Source organism: Paraburkholderia xenovorans (assembly GCF_046030735.1).
Lineage (GTDB): Bacteria > Pseudomonadota > Gammaproteobacteria > Burkholderiales > Burkholderiaceae > Paraburkholderia > Paraburkholderia xenovorans_A.
In genome coordinates, this window is sequence record NZ_JAQQBV010000001.1 from 301,952 (window position 1) to 320,873 (window position 18,922).

General features: G+C 62.1%; 17 protein-coding genes. 8 read left to right on the forward strand and 9 right to left on the reverse strand.

What is annotated here, in order from left to right; all coding sequences use genetic code 11:
* Window positions 1-26: 26 nt before the first annotated feature.
* Window positions 27-956, reverse strand: a complete 930-nt coding sequence (gene argF / locus PQQ51_RS01410) for an ornithine carbamoyltransferase (protein ID WP_408494165.1) — start codon at window positions 954-956, stop codon at window positions 27-29.
* 445 nt (window positions 957-1,401) lie between these two features.
* On the opposite strand from argF, the gene PQQ51_RS01415 reads away from it, so the two are divergent.
* Window positions 1,402-1,749: a DUF3579 domain-containing protein gene (locus tag PQQ51_RS01415; protein ID WP_408494167.1), complete on the forward strand. Its 348-nt coding sequence runs from the start codon at window positions 1,402-1,404 to the stop codon at window positions 1,747-1,749.
* Window positions 1,750-1,914: 165 nt separating this feature from the next.
* Here the strand turns inward: PQQ51_RS01415 and rpsT are convergent, their stop codons facing one another.
* Window positions 1,915-2,193: a 30S ribosomal protein S20 gene (gene rpsT, locus PQQ51_RS01420; protein WP_408494169.1), complete on the reverse strand. Its 279-nt coding sequence runs from the start codon at window positions 2,191-2,193 to the stop codon at window positions 1,915-1,917.
* 257 nt (window positions 2,194-2,450) lie between these two features.
* Between rpsT and murJ the strand changes: the two genes are divergently transcribed.
* Both murJ and PQQ51_RS01430 read left to right on the forward strand, forming a co-directional pair.
* Window positions 2,451-4,001 carry a murein biosynthesis integral membrane protein MurJ gene (murJ, locus tag PQQ51_RS01425; protein ID WP_408494171.1) on the forward strand — a complete coding sequence of 517 codons (1,551 nt, stop codon included), beginning with the start codon at window positions 2,451-2,453 and terminating at the stop codon, window positions 3,999-4,001.
* A 5-nt stretch (window positions 4,002-4,006) separates the two neighbouring features.
* A complete protein-coding gene (locus tag PQQ51_RS01430) occupies window positions 4,007-4,849 on the forward strand; it encodes a SirB1 family protein (protein WP_408494173.1) in 843 nt (280 codons plus the stop codon).
* A 105-nt stretch (window positions 4,850-4,954) separates the two neighbouring features.
* Here PQQ51_RS01430 and PQQ51_RS01435 read toward each other — a convergent pair whose 3' ends face one another.
* From PQQ51_RS01435 to lpxK, 5 genes are all read right to left on the reverse strand, one after another.
* A complete protein-coding gene (locus tag PQQ51_RS01435; RefSeq protein WP_408494175.1) occupies window positions 4,955-5,713 on the reverse strand; it encodes a 3-hydroxyacyl-CoA dehydrogenase in 759 nt (252 codons plus the stop codon).
* Between the two features lie 262 nt (window positions 5,714-5,975).
* Window positions 5,976-6,641 (reverse strand): adenylate kinase, encoded by a 666-nt coding sequence (gene adk / locus PQQ51_RS01440; protein WP_408494177.1) that lies wholly within the window; start codon window positions 6,639-6,641, stop codon window positions 5,976-5,978.
* Window positions 6,642-6,855: 214 nt separating this feature from the next.
* Window positions 6,856-7,656, reverse strand: coding sequence for a 3-deoxy-manno-octulosonate cytidylyltransferase (gene kdsB / locus PQQ51_RS01445; protein WP_408494179.1), 801 nt, complete (start codon window positions 7,654-7,656; stop codon window positions 6,856-6,858).
* A gap of 145 nt (window positions 7,657-7,801) precedes the next feature.
* Window positions 7,802-8,005 carry a Trm112 family protein gene (locus PQQ51_RS01450; protein ID WP_006050060.1) on the reverse strand — a complete coding sequence of 68 codons (204 nt, stop codon included), beginning with the start codon at window positions 8,003-8,005 and terminating at the stop codon, window positions 7,802-7,804.
* Window positions 7,986-9,002, reverse strand: coding sequence for a tetraacyldisaccharide 4'-kinase (lpxK, locus tag PQQ51_RS01455; protein WP_408494181.1), 1,017 nt, complete (start codon window positions 9,000-9,002; stop codon window positions 7,986-7,988). Before lpxK ends, PQQ51_RS01450 begins: the two co-directional genes overlap by 20 nt.
* A gap of 598 nt (window positions 9,003-9,600) precedes the next feature.
* Here lpxK and xseA point away from each other — a divergent pair.
* From xseA to PQQ51_RS01475, 4 genes are all read left to right on the forward strand, one after another.
* On the forward strand, window positions 9,601-10,980 hold the full coding sequence (xseA, locus tag PQQ51_RS01460; protein ID WP_408494183.1) for an exodeoxyribonuclease VII large subunit: 1,380 nt from the start codon (window positions 9,601-9,603) through the stop codon (window positions 10,978-10,980).
* Window positions 10,981-11,188: 208 nt separating this feature from the next.
* Window positions 11,189-11,767, forward strand: a complete 579-nt coding sequence (gene sodB, locus PQQ51_RS01465) for a superoxide dismutase [Fe] (protein WP_408494185.1) — start codon at window positions 11,189-11,191, stop codon at window positions 11,765-11,767.
* A 401-nt stretch (window positions 11,768-12,168) separates the two neighbouring features.
* Window positions 12,169-12,744, forward strand: a complete 576-nt coding sequence (locus PQQ51_RS01470; RefSeq protein WP_408494187.1) for a glycine zipper family protein — start codon at window positions 12,169-12,171, stop codon at window positions 12,742-12,744.
* A 258-nt stretch (window positions 12,745-13,002) separates the two neighbouring features.
* A complete protein-coding gene (locus tag PQQ51_RS01475; protein WP_408494189.1) occupies window positions 13,003-14,760 on the forward strand; it encodes a PQQ-binding-like beta-propeller repeat protein in 1,758 nt (585 codons plus the stop codon).
* A 70-nt stretch (window positions 14,761-14,830) separates the two neighbouring features.
* Here the strand turns inward: PQQ51_RS01475 and PQQ51_RS01480 are convergent, their stop codons facing one another.
* Entirely contained in the window at window positions 14,831-16,297 is a 1,467-nt protein-coding gene (locus PQQ51_RS01480) for an NYN domain-containing protein (RefSeq protein ID WP_408494191.1), read from the reverse strand.
* Window positions 16,298-16,573: 276 nt separating this feature from the next.
* Here PQQ51_RS01480 and PQQ51_RS01485 point away from each other — a divergent pair, with 276 nt between their 5' ends.
* On the forward strand, window positions 16,574-18,025 hold the full coding sequence (locus PQQ51_RS01485) for an IS1182 family transposase (RefSeq protein ID WP_408494193.1): 1,452 nt from the start codon (window positions 16,574-16,576) through the stop codon (window positions 18,023-18,025).
* 225 nt (window positions 18,026-18,250) lie between these two features.
* On the opposite strand, the gene clpP is transcribed toward PQQ51_RS01485, so the two are convergent.
* Entirely contained in the window at window positions 18,251-18,898 is a 648-nt protein-coding gene (gene clpP, locus PQQ51_RS01490) for an ATP-dependent Clp endopeptidase proteolytic subunit ClpP (RefSeq protein WP_408494195.1), read from the reverse strand.
* Window positions 18,899-18,922: the final 24 nt, after the last annotated feature.

The window sequence follows — 18,922 nt, forward strand, 5'->3', positions numbered from 1 at the left end:
CACGCAGGTGCTGCAGAGCCATTGGCTCAATGATTGAGCTTGCCGAGCAGCAGATATTCCATCAATGCTTTTTGCACATGCAGGCGGTTCTCCGCCTCGTCCCACACGACGCTCTGCGGACCGTCGATCACTTCTGCGCTGACTTCCTCACCGCGGTGCGCAGGCAGGCAGTGCATGAAGAGCGCGTCTGCATTGGCACGCGCCATCATTTCGGCGTCGACGCACCAGTCCGCGAAGGCTTTCTTGCGCGCCTCGTTTTCGGCCTCGAAGCCCATGCTGGTCCAGACGTCGGTGGTGACCAGGTCGGCGCCTGCGCAGGCTTCGTTCGGGTCGTCGAATTCCGTATAGAACGGCGCGCTCTCCGCTGCCACCATCGCGCGGTCGAGCTTGTAGCCCGGCGGCGTGGACAGCTGCAACTTGAAGCCGAGAATCTGCGCGGCTTCGATCCATGTGTACAGCATGTTGTTGGCGTCGCCGACCCACGCGACCGTCTTGCCGCGGATCGGCCCGCGGTGCTCGAAGTACGTGAAGATGTCCGCCAGTACCTGACACGGGTGATACTCGTTGGTCAGCCCGTTGATCACCGGCACGCGCGAATTTTCGGCAAAGCGCGTGAGGATGTCCTGACCGAACGTGCGGATCATGATGATGTCGACCATGCGCGAAATCACTTGCGCTGCGTCTTCGATCGGTTCGCCGCGGCCGAGCTGCGTGTCGCGCGTGCTCATGAATACCGCGTGGCCGCCCAGCTGGAAGATGCCGGCTTCGAACGACAGGCGCGTGCGAGTCGAATTTTTCTCGAAGATCATCGCCAGCGTGCGGTCGTGCAGCGGGTGGTAGGTCTCGTAGTTCTTGAACTTGCGCTTGAGAATGCGCGCGCGTTCCAGCACGTACTCGTAGTCGTCCAGCGAGAAATCCTTGAACTGCAGGTAGTGGCGAATTTTCTTGGCGGTCATGAAACAAATACGGCGGTCTCACCCGGCAGGATTGCCGGACGGCGCCGCCGTCGTTTGTGGTAACTCAAAGCAGCATAAAGGATTTCGCCCCATTTGACGAGTCACCCAGAAGGCCGGGAAAGCTGTCTGAAAGCCTTGCGCAACGTGCGGAAGCGGCTTGTGTGCAGTGCGGAAAAAGGCCCGCTGCGCTATAATCTGCGGGTTATCCCAAAGCCCAGCAGGCCGGTATCGCGCTTGCGGCAGCACGGTCCGCGCGGGCTCGCGCGCCCGGAAGGCTTCCCCGCGGTGCGCCGTCATGTAAGCGCCGGGGCGGTTCGAGTAGCCCTTCGCGGTTTCTGGTGGCGCAGCCCGCCATAGCGGCGCGGCCGACGTGTTCAGGCGCCCCAAGGCCGTATAGCTGTCGGCTTTGCCGTCATCCGTTGGGCAGTCACACAGGTATTCCTACATGGCCGAAGCAGCTCCAACCGAATTCTTCATTCAGGGCATTACCTCGACCGGAAAGAAATTTCGGCCGAGCGACTGGTCGGAACGGCTCGCGGGCGTCATGGCATGTTTCGGTCCGAGTCCTGGCGGCAAAGGTCCCAATGCCTATCTGCAATATTCGTTGTACGTGCGGCCGACCATGATCGGCGACCTCAAGTGCGTGATTCTCGATTCGCGCCTGCGGGATATCGAGCCGATGGCCTTCGATTTCGTGCTGAACTTCGCGAAAGACAACGACCTCGTCGTCACGGAAGCCTGCGAGTTGCAACTCGAACACGCTCCGCCATTGGCGAAGCGTCACGTGTTGTAATTTGCGGCAGTTGGATTGCCATAAAAAACCCGCAAGTAGCGGGTTTTTTTATGGCTGAGGTCAAGCCTCAGCGAATCCGGTGGTCCCAAGCAAAAAAGCCCGCCAAAGCGGGCTTTTTTGTGCAGCGGAAACAGGAGGTAGCCCACCGAAGCGGGCTCGCCGGAATTACTGCGCTGCGGACGCTTGCAGACCCTTGATGGCTGCAGCGAGACGGCTCTTATGGCGAGCTGCCTTGTTCTTGTGAACGATTTTCTTGTCGGCGATGATGTCGAGGGTCTTCGACGATGCCTGGAAGATTTCAGCGGCCTTAGCCTTGTCGCCGGCGTCGATCGCCTTGCGGACAGCCTTGATAGCCGTGCGGAACTTCGAGCGAAGTGCCGAGTTGTGCGAGTTTGCCTTGGCGGCCTGGCGGGCGCGCTTGCGTGCTTGTGCGGTGTTTGCCATGACGGTTCCTTATCCTGTTCCTGTTTCCAGTACCTGACCTTCAAGTGGGTGAGGTGCTGCTGATGTGATGCTTTTTCGAGCTTCGAAACCGACGATTATAGCAACAAAATCAGGCACGTGGCAACGGGGAATCGCCGGGCCCGCGATGCCGCGGCTGCCGATCGTCGCACGAGGATCGAACGTCTGCGCGGTAAATCGGTCCGACTCGCGTTCCGGCTCGTCGTCCGCACTTGCGGCACCCGTATAATAAGCGCCCCATGAATCTATTCCGAGCCCTGCTGACGGTCAGCGGCTTCACGCTGCTGTCGCGCGTGACCGGACTGGCCCGCGAAACGCTGATCGCTCGCGCGTTCGGTGCCAGTCAATTCACTGACGCGTTCTACGTCGCCTTCCGCATTCCCAACCTGCTGCGCCGGATTTCCGCCGAAGGCGCGTTCTCGCAGGCCTTCGTACCGATTCTCGCCGAGTTCAAGAACAGCCAGGGGCACGACGCCACCAAGGCGCTGGTCGATGCGACTTCCACGGTGCTCGCGTGGGCGCTGGCGATTCTGTCCGTGATCGGCGTGGTGGGGGCATCGGGTGTGGTGTTCATCGTCGCGTCGGGTCTTGCGCACGAGGGGCAGGCCTACGCGCTTGCCGTCACGATGACGCGCATCATGTTCCCGTACATCATTTTCATCTCGCTGACGTCGCTCGCGTCCGGCGTGCTGAACACGTACAAGAATTTCTCGCTGCCCGCGTTCGCGCCGGTTCTGCTGAACGTCGCGTTCATTGTTGCGGCGGTGTTCGTCGCGCCGCATCTGCAGACGCCGGTCTACGCGCTCGCGTGGGCCGTGATCGCGGGCGGCGTGCTGCAGTTCATCGTGCAATTGCCCGGGCTGAAAAAGATCGACATGCTGCCGCGCATCGGTCTGAATCCGCTGAAGGCGCTCGCGCATCGCGGCGTGAAGCGGGTGCTGTCGAAAATGGTGCCGGCGATGTTCGCCGTGTCGGTCGCGCAAATCAGCCTGATCATCAACACCAATATCGCGTCGCGCATCGGTCCCGGCGCGGTGTCGTGGATCAATTACGCCGACCGTCTGATGGAGTTTCCGACCGCGCTGCTCGGCGTCGCGCTCGGCACGATTCTGCTGCCGAGTTTGTCGAAGGCGCACGTCGACGCCGATCCGCACGAATACTCGTCGCTGCTCGACTGGGGCTTGCGCGTCACGTTTCTGCTTGCCGCACCGAGCGCCATCGCGCTGTTTTTCTTCGCCGAGCCGCTCACGGCCACGCTGTTTCACTACGGCAAGTTCGACGGTCATTCGGTCGTGATGGTCGGGCGCGCGCTCGCGGCATACGGGATCGGTTTGATCGGCCTGATTCTGATCAAGATCCTCGCACCGGGTTTTTACGCGAAGCAGGACATCAAGACGCCGGTGAAGATCGGCGTCGGCGTGCTGATCGTCACGCAGTTGAGCAACTATGTGTTCGTGCCGATCTTCTCGCATGCGGGTCTCACGCTGAGCGTCGGGCTCGGTGCTTGCGTCAACGCGCTGTTGTTGTTCCTCGGTTTGCGCAAGCGCGGCATCTATATGCCGTCGGCCGGCTGGGTGAAATTTTTCGTGCAACTGTTCGGTGCGTGCCTCGTGCTGGCCGGCGTGATGCATTGGCTCGCGATCAGCTTCGACTGGATCGGCATGCATAGCGAACCGGTTCAGCGCATCGTGCTGCTGGGGGCGTGCCTCGTTCTGTTCGCCGCGCTATATTTCGGTATGCTTTGGCTGATGGGCTTCAAGTACGCGTATTTCAAAAGGCGAGTGAAGTGATCACGATGACGCGAGTTCTCGACTATTTCAGCACGCTCGTCGCCGAAGACGACAGCCTGCCACTCACCGAGGCGGCACTTTCGCTTGCGCAGGACGCGTATCCCGACCTCGATCTGCAAGGCACGCTGGCGGAGATCGACGAGCTGGTGCTGCGCCTGCAGCGCCGCATGCCGGACGACGCCGACATCCGCCAGAAAGTCGGCATCCTGAACCGGTTTTTCTTCCGCGAGCTGGGCTTTGCCAGCAACCTCAACGATTATTACGACCCCGACAACAGCCATCTGAACGCGGTGCTCAAGCGCCGTCGCGGCATTCCGATTTCGCTCGCGGTTCTGTATCTGGAGATGGCCGAGCAGATCGGCGTGCCGGCGCGCGGCGTGTCCTTTCCCGGGCACTTTCTGCTGCGCGTGACCACGCCCGACGGCGACGTGATGCTCGATCCCACCAGTGGACATTCGCTGTCGGAATCGGAGATGGTGGAGATGCTGGAGCCCTACGTTGCGTCGGCAGGCGATTCGGTGAGCCGCGCGCTGCGCATGCTGCTGCAACCGGCCACGCGGCGCGAGATCATCGCGCGGATGTTGCGCAACCTGAAGTCTACGTATCTTCAGACGGAACGTTGGCAGCGTCTGCTGGCCGTGCAGCAGCGGCTTGTGATCCTGCTGCCGGGGAGTATCGAGGAAGTGCGCGATCGCGGCTTCGCGTATGCGCGGCTCGATTATCTGCGTCCCGCGCTGGAGGACCTGGAGCGCTATCTCGGCGACTGTCCGGATGCCGAGGATGCCACGGTGGTCGAGTCGCAGTTGCATGAACTGCGTCAACGCACACAGCACGACGATCGCGATTGAATCGGCTGCGGGCCCGTCCGCTGACTGAAGAAACGCCTGCGCATGAATGCTCATGCGCAGGCGTTTGTCATTGGGCGCTGGGTTTCCAGCGCCCGTTGCTCGCAATTACTTCGGCTGCATCCGGATCGCGCCGTCGAGTCGGATCACTTCGCCGTTGAGCATCGGATTGTCGAAGATCTGCTTGGCCAGCATCGCGTACTCGGCGGGTTTGCCGAGGCGCGGCGGGAACGGCACCATCGCGCCGAGCGCATCCTGCACGTCCTGCGGCATGCCGAGCAGCATCGGCGTTTCGAAGATGCCCGGCGCGATCGTCATCACGCGGATCGCGTTGCGCGACAGGTCGCGTGCGATCGGCAGCGTCATGCCGACCACGCCGCCTTTGGACGCCGCATAAGCCGCCTGACCGATCTGGCCGTCATAAGCCGCCACCGACGCGGTATTCACGATCACGCCGCGCTCGCCGTTCGCGTTCGGCTCGTTCTTCGACATTGCCGCGGCGGCGAGCCGGATCATGTTGAAGGTGCCGATCAGATTGATGGAGATGGTGCGCGCGAACGAGTCGAGCGGATGTGGGCCGTCTTTACCGACCGTTTTCACGGCGGGCGCGATGCCCGCGCAATTGACGAGGCCGCGCAGCGTGCCGAGTTTCGTGGCGGCTTCAACTGCTTGCGCGGCGTCGTCTTCACGGCTCACGTCGCATTTGACGAACACGCCGCCGAGTTCTTTCGCGAGCGCTTCGCCTGCGTCCTGGTTCAGATCGGCGAGCACTACCTTGCCGCCGTGTTCGACGAACAGGCGCGCGGTGGCGGCGCCGAGTCCCGATGCACCGCCGGTGATCAGGAATACGTTGTCACGAATCTCCATATCTTCTCCTTGACTTCAGTTCGGGAATGTCTCGATCGAATATTTTTTCGATGATCGATTGTAGCGGCTATGCTGCAGCGCGGAAAGCGAGGCGGGCAGCATGACGGCCAGAGGGGACGAGTGCGGCGTAAATCGCTATGGATGGCTAAGCAATACCGGCGCTTGGGAAAACCGCACGAGCGGCGTCGGCGACAAATAAAAAACCCGCCGGTAAAGGCGGGTTCTTCGAACGACACGTCAGTGCCGACAACGCGATGCGCGCTTACTTCAACGCGTCGAACACGCGTGCGCGAATTTCATCGACACCGCCAAGACCCGAAATGCGCCGATACTGCGGCGCCTTCAACGCGCTCGACGAATCGCCGTTCTGCGCCCAGCCGTTGTAGTACTCGATCAGCGGCTTGGTCTGCGCTTCGTACACTTCCAGACGCTTCTTGACCGTTTCTTCCTTGTCGTCGTCGCGCTGGATCAGCGGCTCGCCCGTTACGTCGTCTACGCCTTCGACCTTCGGCGGGTTGAACTTGACGTGGTACGTACGGCCCGACGCGGCGTGCGAGCGGCGGCCGCTCATGCGCACGATGATCTCGTCGAACGGCACGTCGATTTCCAGCACGTAATCGATCGGCACGCCGGCCTGTTTCATCGCTTCCGCTTGTGGAATCGTGCGCGGAAAACCGTCGAACAGATAACCGTTCGCGCAGTCCGGCTGTTGCAGACGTTCTTTCACGAGGTTGATGATCAACTCGTCCGTGACCAGTTCGCCGGCGTCCATGAAACGCCTGGCTTCGATGCCGAGCGGCGTGCCTGCCTTGACGGCCGCGCGCAGCATGTCGCCAGTGGAAATTTGCGGAATACCGAATTTTTCCTTGATGAAGTTTGCCTGAGTGCCCTTACCCGCGCCGGGTGCACCCAAAAGGATCAAACGCATGTGATATCTCCAGATCTATGTGAATTCGTGGCGGCGTTACTGCCATCCCGCGATTCGTCGAGGGACCCGCGTCGGCTGCCGTTTCGAATCTCGCGCTGCTCGTCGAACACGACGGCGCTGCAAGATGAAACCGGCGCGACCGGGTGCAAACCCTGACTCCCGCTTGCAAAGGGAGGCGCGCACAACCGTCCGATTATGCCATGGGTTTTTGCGCTCAAGCCCCGAATAAAGCCTGCACGCGCGCCAGATCGGCAGGGGTATCGACGCCGGGCAGCGGCACGTCGTGAGTGACGAGCACCGCGATGCGCTCGCCGTGCCACATCGCGCGCAACTGTTCGAGCTGCTCGACCTGTTCGAGCGGCGAGATGGCGAGCGTCGGGTAAGTGCGCAGGAATTGCGCGCGATACGCGTATAGGCCGATATGCCGATGCACGACCGCCGGCGCCGGAGGAACGGGCATCGACGCGACGTTCGGCCAATGCGCCTGATAGGCGTCGCGCGCCCACGGAATCGGCGCGCGCGAAAAGTACAGCGCGACACCGCGCGCGTCGAGCACGACCTTGACCACGTTCGGATTGAAGATTTCGGCGGAGTCTGCGATCGGATGCGCGGCGGTGGCGATCGCGCAGCCGCTGCTCGCCGCGAGGTGCGACGCAACGCCGCACACGAGGTTCGGATCGATCAGCGGTTCATCGCCTTGCACGTTGACGACGATCGTGTCGTCGCTCCAGCCGAAATGGGCCGCGACTTCCGCCAGACGGTCCGTGCCCGACGGATGATCGGCACGCGTCAACACGGCTTCGAAGCCGTGCTCGTGAGCCGCGTCGAGTACCGCTTGCGAGTCCGACGCGATCAGCACCTGCTGCGCGCCCGATTCGCGCGCGCGCTCGGCGACCCGCACCACCATCGGCTTGCCGCCGATATCGGCGAGCGGCTTGTTCGGCAGGCGCGTCGAAGCGAGACGGGCCGGCACGACGGCGATGAACGGAGGGGTAGTGGCGTGAGCTTGAGTCATCGGATGGGCAAGCGCGGAAGGACGAGCGGCGATGGAACCGGAACAGGGCACTCGCGAAACAAACGCGGGCGCCGGCAGAAAAGCTGATCGGTGTGTCGGACGCGAGGCAGGCGAGGCGGCAGGGAAGCAACCGCGCCGAACAAACTCAGGCGACCGAACCCGGATTCAGATCGACGGGTGTGCCTTCCACCGTTTGACGCGCTTCGTCGACGAGCATGACGGGAATGCCGTCGCGGATCGGGTACGCGAGTTTGTCCGCGTTGCAGATCAGTTCCTGCGCGGAACGGTCGTAGCTGAGCGGACCCTTGCAGATCGGGCAGACGAGGATTTCAAGCAGGCGAGCGTCCACGGACTTTCTCCACAACTAATGCAATGAGGCGATGATCGAGCGCGGCTTCGACCGGGACAACCCAGATGCGCGCATCGTGCCAGGACCCCAATTTTACCGCATCCTTTTCTGTTACCAGGATGGCGTCGGCGTCCACGTCGGAAAACGGATTGCGCTCGAACGCATAGTGATCCGGCAACGCGCGGGTCGCGGGCGTGAGGCCGGCGGCGCGCAGCGTCGCGAAAAAACGCTCCGGTGCGCCGATGCCGGCCGCAGCGAGCACGCGCTCGCCGCTGAATTGCGCGAGCGGTCGGCGCAGGCCCGGGTTGTCGAGATGCCACGCGTCGCCGGGGGCGAGCTTCAGCGCAAAAGTATTCGGCCACGCGGGCAGCGAGCGGGCGTATGGATCGTTGATCAGCGTCGCATCGCGGCGGCGCGACAGCGGTTCGCGCAGCGGCCCGGCCGGCAGCAGAAAACCGTTGCCGCCGAGCCGGTGATCGAACACGACGAGCTCGGCGTCGCGTGCGAGACGATAGTGCTGCAAGCCGTCGTCGCTGACGATCACGTCGACGTCGCGATGCGCGGCGCACAAGGCCTGCGCCGCCGCGACACGATCCGGGCAGACCCATACCGGCGCGCCGGTGCGCCGCGCGATCAACAGCGGTTCGTCGCCGCCGACGCTCGCTGCCGAAGCGGCCGTGACCGCCGTCGGCGTTCTGACGCGCGCGCCGTAGCCGCGCGACACCACGCCGGGCGTGAAGCCGGCCGCGCGCAGCGCTTCGACCAGCGCGATCACGGTCGGCGTCTTGCCGGTTCCGCCGACGGTCACGTTGCCGACCACCACCACCGGCACGCCGACCCGCACGGATTTCAGCCAGCCGAGCGAGAACGCGGCGCGGCGGCCGGCCGCGATCGCGCCGAACACGCACGCGAACGGTGTGAGCGCCCACGCGAGCGGTCCGCGCTGTTGCCATTCGCGGGCGAAGCGGGCTTCGAGGCGGTTGTTCAGTTCGCTCATTCGCGAGCCGCCGGGAACGGAAGCGCGGCGACGGACGACGCGGCCCGCGACGGGCGGTGAAGCCTCGACGGCGGCGTGAAAGCGCTAGGCGCGAAACGCGGGGCATGCATCAACGCGGTTCTCCGGACGATCAAAAGTGAAGCGAAAGTGACTCGCCGACAGCGCGGCTTGCCGATGCGAAGGGCGCCGCCGCAGCATTGCCACAACGACCGCCGCGATGCCACCGGGCACGCCGGCGAGCCCGCCACTCTAGCGCGCGTGCGTCCCGCCCGGCAAGCTGCGCACCTTGCGCCGGCTCGCAAATTCACAACTCAGACGATTTAAACAGCCTGTGGATAACTTTGTGGAGAACCTGCCTCCGAACCGCCCGACAACCCCGCGCAAAGCCCACCCAATCGACAATCATTCTCTTTAATGAGATATAAATTCCATATAAATCAAAGACATGCTGCCAATTTTCGCGCTTCTGGCGGGCACTCAGGCGGCATTCGCCTGGCGACTCCCGCCATGTGGACACTTTTAACAATTCGACCGCCGCGCTGGACGCGGATGGCCAGTCGGTCTATCGTCTGTCCGGCCAGTCACAGACATTCCTCGCATGAATCCCGAAAGCCCATTTGCCTCGTCGGCCGCGCCCGGCGGTGAAGTCGTCGTTCCCGTTTCCGCGCTCAATCGCGCGATCGGCACGATGCTCGAACGCTCGTTTCCGCTCGTCTGGGTGGCGGGCGAAGTGTCCAACTTCACCCGCGCCGCGAGCGGCCACTGGTATTTCTCGATCAAGGACGCGCAAGCGCAGATGCGCTGCGTGATGTTCCGGGGTCGCGCGCAATACGCGGAGTTCACGCCGCGCGAAGGCGATCGCATCGAAGTGCGCGCGCTGGTGACGATGTACGAGCCGCGCGGCGAATTGCAACTGAACGTCGAAGCGGTGCGCCGGACGGGCCAAGGGCGTCTTTACGAAGCCTTCCTGCGGCTGAAAGCGCAACTCGAAGCCGAAGGTCTCTTCGCCGCGGAGCGCAAGCGTGCGCTGCCGGCGCATCCGCGCGCGATCGGTATCGTGACGTCGTTGCAGGCGGCGGCGTTGCGCGACGTGCTGACCACCTTGTCGCGCCGCGCGCCGCATATTCCGGTGATCGTCTACCCGGCGCCGGTGCAGGGCGTGGGCGTCAGCGCGAAACTCGCCGCGATGGTGGAAGCCGCGAACCGGCGACGCGAAGTCGACGTGCTGATCGTGTGCCGCGGCGGCGGTTCGATCGAAGACCTGTGGGCATTCAACGAAGAAGTGCTCGCGCGGGCAATCGCGGAAAGCGCGCTGCCGGTGGTGAGCGGCGTCGGTCACGAAACCGATTTCACGATCGCCGATTTCGCCGCCGACGTGCGCGCGCCGACTCCAACCGGTGCCGCCGAACTCGTCAGTCCGCAGCGCGTGATGCTGCTGCGCGAACTCGATCATCGGCATGCGACGCTCGCGCGCGGTTTCGGCCGCATGATGGAGCGACGCGCACAGCAACTCGACTGGCTCGAACGTCGGCTCGTGTCGCCGGCCGAGCGGCTCGCGCGGCAACGCACGCATTTGCAGCAATTGAGCGTGCGGCTGGCTTCGTCCGGCGCGCGTCCGGTGCGCGATGCCAGAGCGCGTTTTTCGCTGCTGCAGATGCGCTGGCAAAGATGGCGTCCGGACCTCGCCGCGCATCAGGCGAAACTCGGCAATCTGAGCCAGCGACTCGACGCGGCATTGTTACGCCAGCATGAACGTCAGAGCGCGCGTATCGCGACACTGCATGCGCGGCTCGAAGTGTTGAGTCCGCAGCGTACGCTCGAGCGCGGTTATGCCGCTGTGCTCGACGCGCAGAACGGGCGCGCGGTGCGATCGCCCGCTTCGTTGAAACCGGGGCGACGCCTGACTGTGCATCTCGCCGAGGGCGCGGCGGACATCGCATTGGCCGATGTACAACCGCGTCTCACGGACGGTTTCTGACACTCTGTTGACAGTGCATCAGGGACTTTGCAAGCAGCGGGCACGGGCCGTGCGACCGCACTCTTCACGCTGGATGCGCGGCGTGTTTTCTCATGCCGGGCATAAAGTCCGTTGGTTTGCGGGGTTATTCCAACTCGCCTACAATCGAGTGCTCTAAAGCGTTATCCGCAGACTCCCCCACAACAGATACAGATAGAAGGAAAGCACCATGGAACATACGCTCCCGCCGCTGCCGTTCGCGAAAAACGCTCTCGCTCCGAACATGTCGGAAGAGACGCTCGAGTTTCACTATGGCAAGCACCATCAGACCTATGTCACCAACCTGAACAATCTGATCAAGGGCACGGAGTTTGAGAATCTGTCGCTCGAAGAGATCGTCAAGAAAGCCTCGGGTGGCATCTTCAACAACGCAGCGCAAGTGTGGAACCACACGTTCTTCTGGAACAGCCTGTCGCCGCAAGGTGGCGGTGCGCCGACCGGCGCTCTGGCTGACGCGATCAACGCCAAGTGGGGTTCGTTCGACAAGTTCAAGGAAGAGTTCGCGAAGACCGCAGTCGGCACGTTCGGCTCGGGCTGGGCATGGCTCGTGAAGAAAGCTGACGGTTCGCTCGACCTCGTGTCGACGAGCAACGCTGCTACGCCGCTGACCACCGACGCAAAGGCACTGCTGACGATCGACGTGTGGGAACACGCGTACTACATCGACTATCGCAACGCGCGTCCGAAGTTTGTCGAAGCGTACTGGAACATCGTCAACTGGGAATTCGCGTCGAAGAATTTCGCGTAAGTTTGCTGGTTGTTCTGCTGGAAGGAAGTTTGGTGATGGAAGCAAACTTTGGAAGCGGAATGACTTGCGTGCAATGAGGTCGGCACTACATGCCGACCACGAAAAGGCCCTCTTGTGAGGGCTTTTTTGTTTATTGCCTGATAGCTTTCGCTGACCTTCGTGTCGGTGTGCCGGGTAGGTTGGCGCTGCCGATCAATTCGTGATCCGTAGGAATGTCCTGTGTGGCGACATTCGCGTGCCGGCTTTGTCACAGTTGGTAACCGAGTGATACGAGTGATCGACATAAAGTCGTCCGCACGTGCCGGAATGTAAGGCGGAAAACATCCGGTAACGAAACCGTAACCAGGCGGCATGCGGATTGGCCTAACGTTGGGTTCCGTTATCAACGAATCAGCGCCAACATGATCTCAAGCCTCAAACCGATCCACGTCGCGATACCCGTAGGCGCCGTCGCTCTGGCGCTCCTCGGCGGTTGTGCAGTCGTACCGCCGAGCGGCCCGAGCATCGTCGCGCTGCCGCGCACGGGTGAGCCGCTCAATCAGTTCCAGCAGGACGACTACGCTTGTCGCGATTACGCGTTCCATTCCACGGATGTCGCCGGCGCGGCGCAAGGCGCAACCAACAATGCGGTCGGCAGCGCTGCTGTCGGCACGCTCGGCGGTGCTGCGGTGGGCGCGCTGATCGGCGCCGCGGCGGGCAACGCAGGCGCAGGCGCGGCGATCGGCGCAGGCAGCGGATTGCTGCTGGGCGGCGCGGCCGGCGCGAATGGCGCACAGTACTCGGCGAACGGTCTGCAGGCTCGCTACGATGCAGCGTACGCGCAGTGCATGACATCGAAGGGCAACACGATTTCCCAGCCGCAGATGCCGGTTTATGCACCTCAGCCGGTCTACGCGCCGCAGCCGGTATATGTTGCTCCGCCGCCGCGCTACGTCGCTCCTCCGCCGGTAATGTATGCCCCCTATCCGTACTACTGAGTAGATCGCGTAGAGCGTGTCCGGCATGTCCTCGCGTTCGCCGTCTCATTGCGGTCATGGATGGCGGAGAGACGCGAAACGATGGCGTCAACCAACCCTACAAACAGCGTACGGTTAGCTTGCCGCATTAGCAACCAACGGTTTAACGGTCCGGGAGCCGCGCGTGGTGAACTCCTCGAATGCGGCGCGACGTGATTTCACGTAGCGCTCGGCGTGCGTGGGAGTGAACGTCGCATCGTTAAACACGACGAGGCGGACATGCGGATCTCACAAGGCGACGCTGAACCATCGAGACAGAGCGGGTGGTCCCGCGTGTGCGAGGCGGCTGCGCTCGCCGTCATCGTGTTGTGTTTTGCATCATGCGGCGGCGGTTCGGGCGGCACGTCGGGCACGGCGTCAGGGTCGGCCGCGGGTAGCGGCGGTGGGAGCAGCGGATCAGGATCCGGCGGCATGACTGGCGGCACGGGTGGCGTGGGTTCAGGCAGCACGCCCACGCCGACCACCACCACAGCGTTTGCGACCGACGTGCTGATGCATCACAACGATCTCGGCCGTACCGGGCAGATGCTCGCCGAAACTACGCTGACCCTCACGAACGTCAATTCCGCGAGCTTCGGTAAAGTTGCTTTCCTGGCCGCGGACGGCAAGGTCGACGCGCAGCCGCTGTTCGTCACCAGTCTTTCTATCGGCGGCGCCTCGCATGATGTGGTCTACGTGGCCACCGAGCACGACAGCGTCTACGCATACGATGCCACCACCTTCACGCCATTGTGGAAGGTCTCGCTGATCGGCGCGGGCGAAACACCGAGCGACGATCATAGCTGCCAGGACATCACACCCGAAATCGGCATTACGTCGACGCCGGTCATCGACCGCACCCGCGGCCCCAACGGGGTGCTGTATGCGGTTGCCATGACGAAGGACGCGAGCGGCGGCTACCATCACCGCCTCCATGCGCTCGATCTGACGACTGGCGCTGAAGCGCTCGGCGGCCCGACCGAGATCGCGGCGACCTATCCGGGCAACGGTTCCGGCAGCGTCAACGGCGTGCTCACGTTCAATCCGTCCTTACACACCGAGCGCGCCGCGCTGACGCTGGTCGGCGGCAACATCTACATGGGCTGGACCGCGCACTGCATGTCGGGCGCTTACACCGGCTGGCTGATGGCTTATAGCGCCGACACGCTGAAGCAGACCAGCGTGCTGAACATCACGCCCAACGGCAGCCAGGGCTCGATCTGGATGGCCGGCTCGGGGATGGCGTCGGACGGTACTTCGCTGTACGTCGTGGACGGCAATGGCACATTCGGCACCACGCTGAACGCGCAGGGCTTTCCCGTCGATGGAGACTTCGGCAATTCGCTGATGAAGCTCTCGGCCGGCAATCTGCAGGTGACGGACTATTTCGCGATGTACAACGTCGTGGCCGAGGCCAACGTGGACGGCGATTTCGGCTCGGGCGGCGTGATGCTGCTGCCGGATCAGACGACGGCAAGCGGCACCGTCAAGCATCTCGCCGTGGCTGCGGGCAAGGACAATCTCATCTACGTTGTGGATCGCGACTCGATGGGGAAATTCAACCCGACCTCCAACAACATCTGGCAGGTGTTGACTGGCACGCTCGCGGGCGGCATCTGGGGCTCGCCTGCTTACTACAACGGCACCGTCTATTACGGTGGCATCAATGACAACCTGAAGGCGCTGCCTGTCACGTCCGCGCTGTTCGCAACCACGGCGGCGACGAAGAGCCCGACCACCTTCGTGTATCCAGGCGCGACGCCAGCGGTGTCGGCGAACGGCACGAGCAATGGCATCGTCTGGGCCGCCGAAAACAGCACGATCGGCGCCTTGCACGCGTACGACGCCAGCAATCTGTCGCGTGAGCTGTACAACAGCAACCAGGCCGGCACGCGCGATCAGTGGGGCGCGGGCAACAAGTTCATCACGCCGATGATCGCGCGCGGCAAAGTGTATGTCGGCGCGACCAACGGCGTGGCTGTGTTTGGGCTGTTTTAGGACGTTGGCGTTGATGTTGATGTTGGCGCGTTGATGCGGGTGGCCTTGGCGCGTTCCCGCGAGCAGACGCTTACTCCGCGTTGCTTGCGGCCGTTGCCTTGCGCGGACGACGGCTGCGTGGCGCCGCTTTACGTGCAGCCTTCTTTGCAGCGACAGGCACTTCTTCTTCGCTGACAGAAGCGGCTTGCGCCTCAGCAGGCGCTGCGATTTGCGGGATGTCGTCGAGCGTTCGTTGCGTGTCCTTCTTTACCTTCTTCGTGGCCGTTTTGCGCGGTGTGCGTGTTTTGCTGCGTTTGGGCTGCTTGTCGTTGGCTTGTGCCGTTGCTTCGTCGGTTACGACAACTGGCTCGGTGACGAAGTCGTGCGATTCCGATTCTGTCCAGTCTGATTCCGGTTGCGCGAAAACGTGCTGCTGGGCGGTGTGAGTCGACGATTCGTCTTCATGGGCCGATGGCGCTTCGCTATGAGTCGGTGCCGGGTTCCCGTGTGAAGATGCTGCTCGGTCTTCCTGAACGTTTTCCTGCTGATTGCGACCCGCTGCTTTGCGATTGCCGCGCCCTCTGCCGCGCCGCGATTCATGTTTGCCTGCCGATTCGGCGATCACCGTTTCGACAACCTGAGCCTCGTCAGTCTGTTCTGCGGACTCGGCCGGTTCCGTTGCTTCGACATGCTCGCCCGCGTTCTCGCCAGCCATGCTGGCGGCTGCGCTTCGATAAACGTAGGCGCCCGATTTCTCGTCGCGGCCGAATTCCAGCAAGCCTCGCGCCTGCGCTTCTTCGAGCAGATTGCCGAACGCGCGAAAACCGTAGTACGTCTCGTTGAAATCCGGCTTGCGGCGCTTGATTGCGTTCTTCAGCACCGATGCCCAGATTTTGCCGCTGTCGCCCCGCTCGGAGGCGAGCGCGTCGAACGTTTGCACTGCGATTTCCACTGCCTTCGTGCGACGCTTTTCCAGGTCCTCCTTGTTGCGCGTTTTCTCTTCGTCGGGCGCGCGTTTCGCAGCGGGCTGCGCGGCTTGTTGCGGGCGCGCCGACTCGCGTTTCGCGACGGTGCGTTGACTTTCGCGCACGAGATCGTCGTAAAAGAAAAACTCGTCGCAGTTCGCGATCAGCAGATCGGACGTGGATTGCTGAACGCCGACGCCGATCACCTGCTTGGCGTTCTCGCGCAGTTTCGACACCAGCGGCGAAAAGTCCGAATCGCCGCTGATGATCACGAACGTATTGACGTGCGATTTGGTGTAGCAGAGGTCGAGCGCATCAACTACCAGCCGGATGTCTGCGGAATTCTTGCCTGACTGACGCACGTGCGGAATCTCGATCAATTCGAAATTGGCCTCGTGCATCGCGCCTTTGAAACTCTTATAACGGTCCCAGTCGCAATAAGCTTTCTTGACGACAATGCTGCCTTTGAGCAGCAACCGTTCGAGCACCAGCTTGATGTCGAACTTGTCGTACTTCGCGTCGCGCACGCCGAGCGCTACGTTCTCGAAGTCGCAAAATAGCGCCATGCTGACGGTTTCGTTGGATGACGCCATGGTTATCTCCATTGAAGCGATCGTCGGATTCGACGAATCGCGACCATGATAGCGATTCCTGCGGAGGTGATCAGCTTTTGTGACTCCGGCGCACCGGTAGACGATCTCCTTTGCTGTGATTGGCGAAGGCGTTGCGAGATCGCCGACAGGCGTGCTGGCGGCTCTTGCTGGAGTACTCTGCTGCTACCGGCTGCTACCGGCTGCTACCGGCCGAGGCCGTGTAAAAACGCGTGTGATCACCTAGACTGAATCAACCTGCTGAAACGAGAGGCGCAGATGGGGCGATTTGTCGAAGGTGCGCAACGCAGTCAGACCACACTATTGCCAGAGTGTCTTGATGACTTCATCGCTGAAGACAACCCTGTGCGGATCGTCGACGCATTCGTCGGAGAACTCGAACTGGCATCCCTCGGATTCGAAGGAACCATGCCCGCGAGCACGGGGCGACCTTCTTACCACCCTGCAGTGCTTCTCAAGATATATATCTACGGTTATCTCAATCGTGTGCAGTCGAGCCGTCGTCTGGAGCGGGAGTGTCAACGCAATGTCGAACTGATGTGGTTGACCGGCCGGCTCGCGCCAGACTTCAAGACGATTGCCGAGTTCAGGCGTAGCAATGGTGAAGGCATTCGCAACGTGTGCCGTCGCTTCGTGATGATATGCCGGGACCTGAAGCTGTTCACACAAGCAGTCGTAGCCATCGACGGTAGCAAGTTCAAGGCGGTCAACAGTCGCGATAACAACTTCACGCCCAACAAGATTGCACGACGTCAGGAGCAGATCGAGCAAAGCATCCAGCGTTATCTGGATGCACTGGAGACCGCCGATCGCACTCAACCAGCCGAGGTAGAAGCGAAGACTGAACGCCTCCGGGAGAAGATCGAGACGCTGCGTGAACAGATGCGTGATCTGGATCGCGCAGCGGAGCTTCTGAACGACCTGCCTGAAAAGCAGGTCTCACTGACCGACCCCGACTCACGCTCAATGATCTCTCAAGCCAAGGGTACGGGCGTGGTTGGCTATAACGTTCAGGTCGCCGTCGACGCCCGGCACCATCTCATCGTTACCCACGAAGTCACGAATGTCGGCAACGACCGGACGCAGTTGAGCCCAATGGCCAAAGCGGCGCGCGACGCGATGGGCAAGAAGAAAATCAAGGCACTGGCAGACCGTGGATACTTCAGCGCACCAGAGATCAAGGCATGCGACGACGCGGGTATTACGGCATTAGTGCCCAAATCACAAACCTCCGGGGCAAAGGCTGACGGCCGCTTCGACCGGGCCGACTTCATTTACATCGCCAGAGACGACCAGTATCTGTGTCCGGCAGGGCAACGCGCGATATACCGCTACACCTCGTTGGAGAGTGCGAATCTGCTGAAATTACGGACCTACTGGAGCAGTGCCTGCCCACACTGTCCACTCAGAAAGCAGTGCACGCCGGCGCCGTATCGGCGCATTCGCCGATGGGAACACGAAGCGGTGCTCGACAGAATGCAACGCAGACTCGATCGTCAGCTTGACGCGATGACAATACGGCGACGAACCGTCGAACACGTGTTTGGCACGCTAAAGCACTGGATGGGCTCAACCCACTTCCAGATGCGCAGGCTTGGGAACGTCTCGACTGAAATGAGCTTGCATGTGCTGGCGTACAACCTCAAACGCGTCATGAAGATCCTCGGATTCGCAAAGACGCTGCGAGCGATGAAGCTCGCAGGCGCGTAATCTCCACACCTGCCTATGCTTGCTGGCGTGGCGCAATCAGTTCAGTCGCAGACAACAGGAAGCTGCGAAGGCGCGGCCTCACCAGTCGCTCGACAGACTGTCGGCTCACGCGTTTTTACACGGCCTCGGCCGCTACCGGCCGCTACCGGTTGATATCGGCCGCTACCGGTGGATATCGGTTGCTATCGATTGGAGATGGTGGCGACGGACCCGCCCTGCGCCGTGCTACGAGTCGTTGAGACGCGTCGTGCCGCTGAGTGCTGCCCGTGTTTCCAGCACTTCGTCGACCAGACCGTATGCCTTGGCGCCATGCGCGGACATGAAGTTGTCACGATCGGTGTCGCGTGCGATTTCTTCGACGCTGCGCCCGGTCCGCTCAGCCATCATGGCGTTCAGCCGCTCGCGCAGATAGAGGACTTCCTTTGCCTGAATCTCTACGTCTGCGGCGGTGCCCTGGCTGCCACCTGACGGCTGGTGAATCATGATGCGCGCATTGGGCAACGCATAACGCTTGCCGCGCTGGCCGGCGGTGAGCAGAAACGTGCCCATGCTGGCCGCGAAGCCGGTGCACAACGTTGAAACCTCGGGTTTGATGAACTGCATGGTGTCGTAGATCGCGAGGCCGTCGTACACCGAGCCGCCCGGCGAATTGATGTAAAAAGAAATATCCTTGTCGGGATTCTCGGACTCCAGGAACAGCAGTTGGGCGACGATCAGACTCGCGGACTGTTCGTCGACCGGACCGACCAGGAACACGATGCGCTCGCGAAGCAGACGAGAATAGATGTCGTAAGCGCGCTCACCACGACCGGACTGCTCGATCACGGTGGGCACGAGGCCGAGGCCGGTAATGGACGGATAGCTGGAATGCATGTTTTCCTCGTGTCGATATAGCTG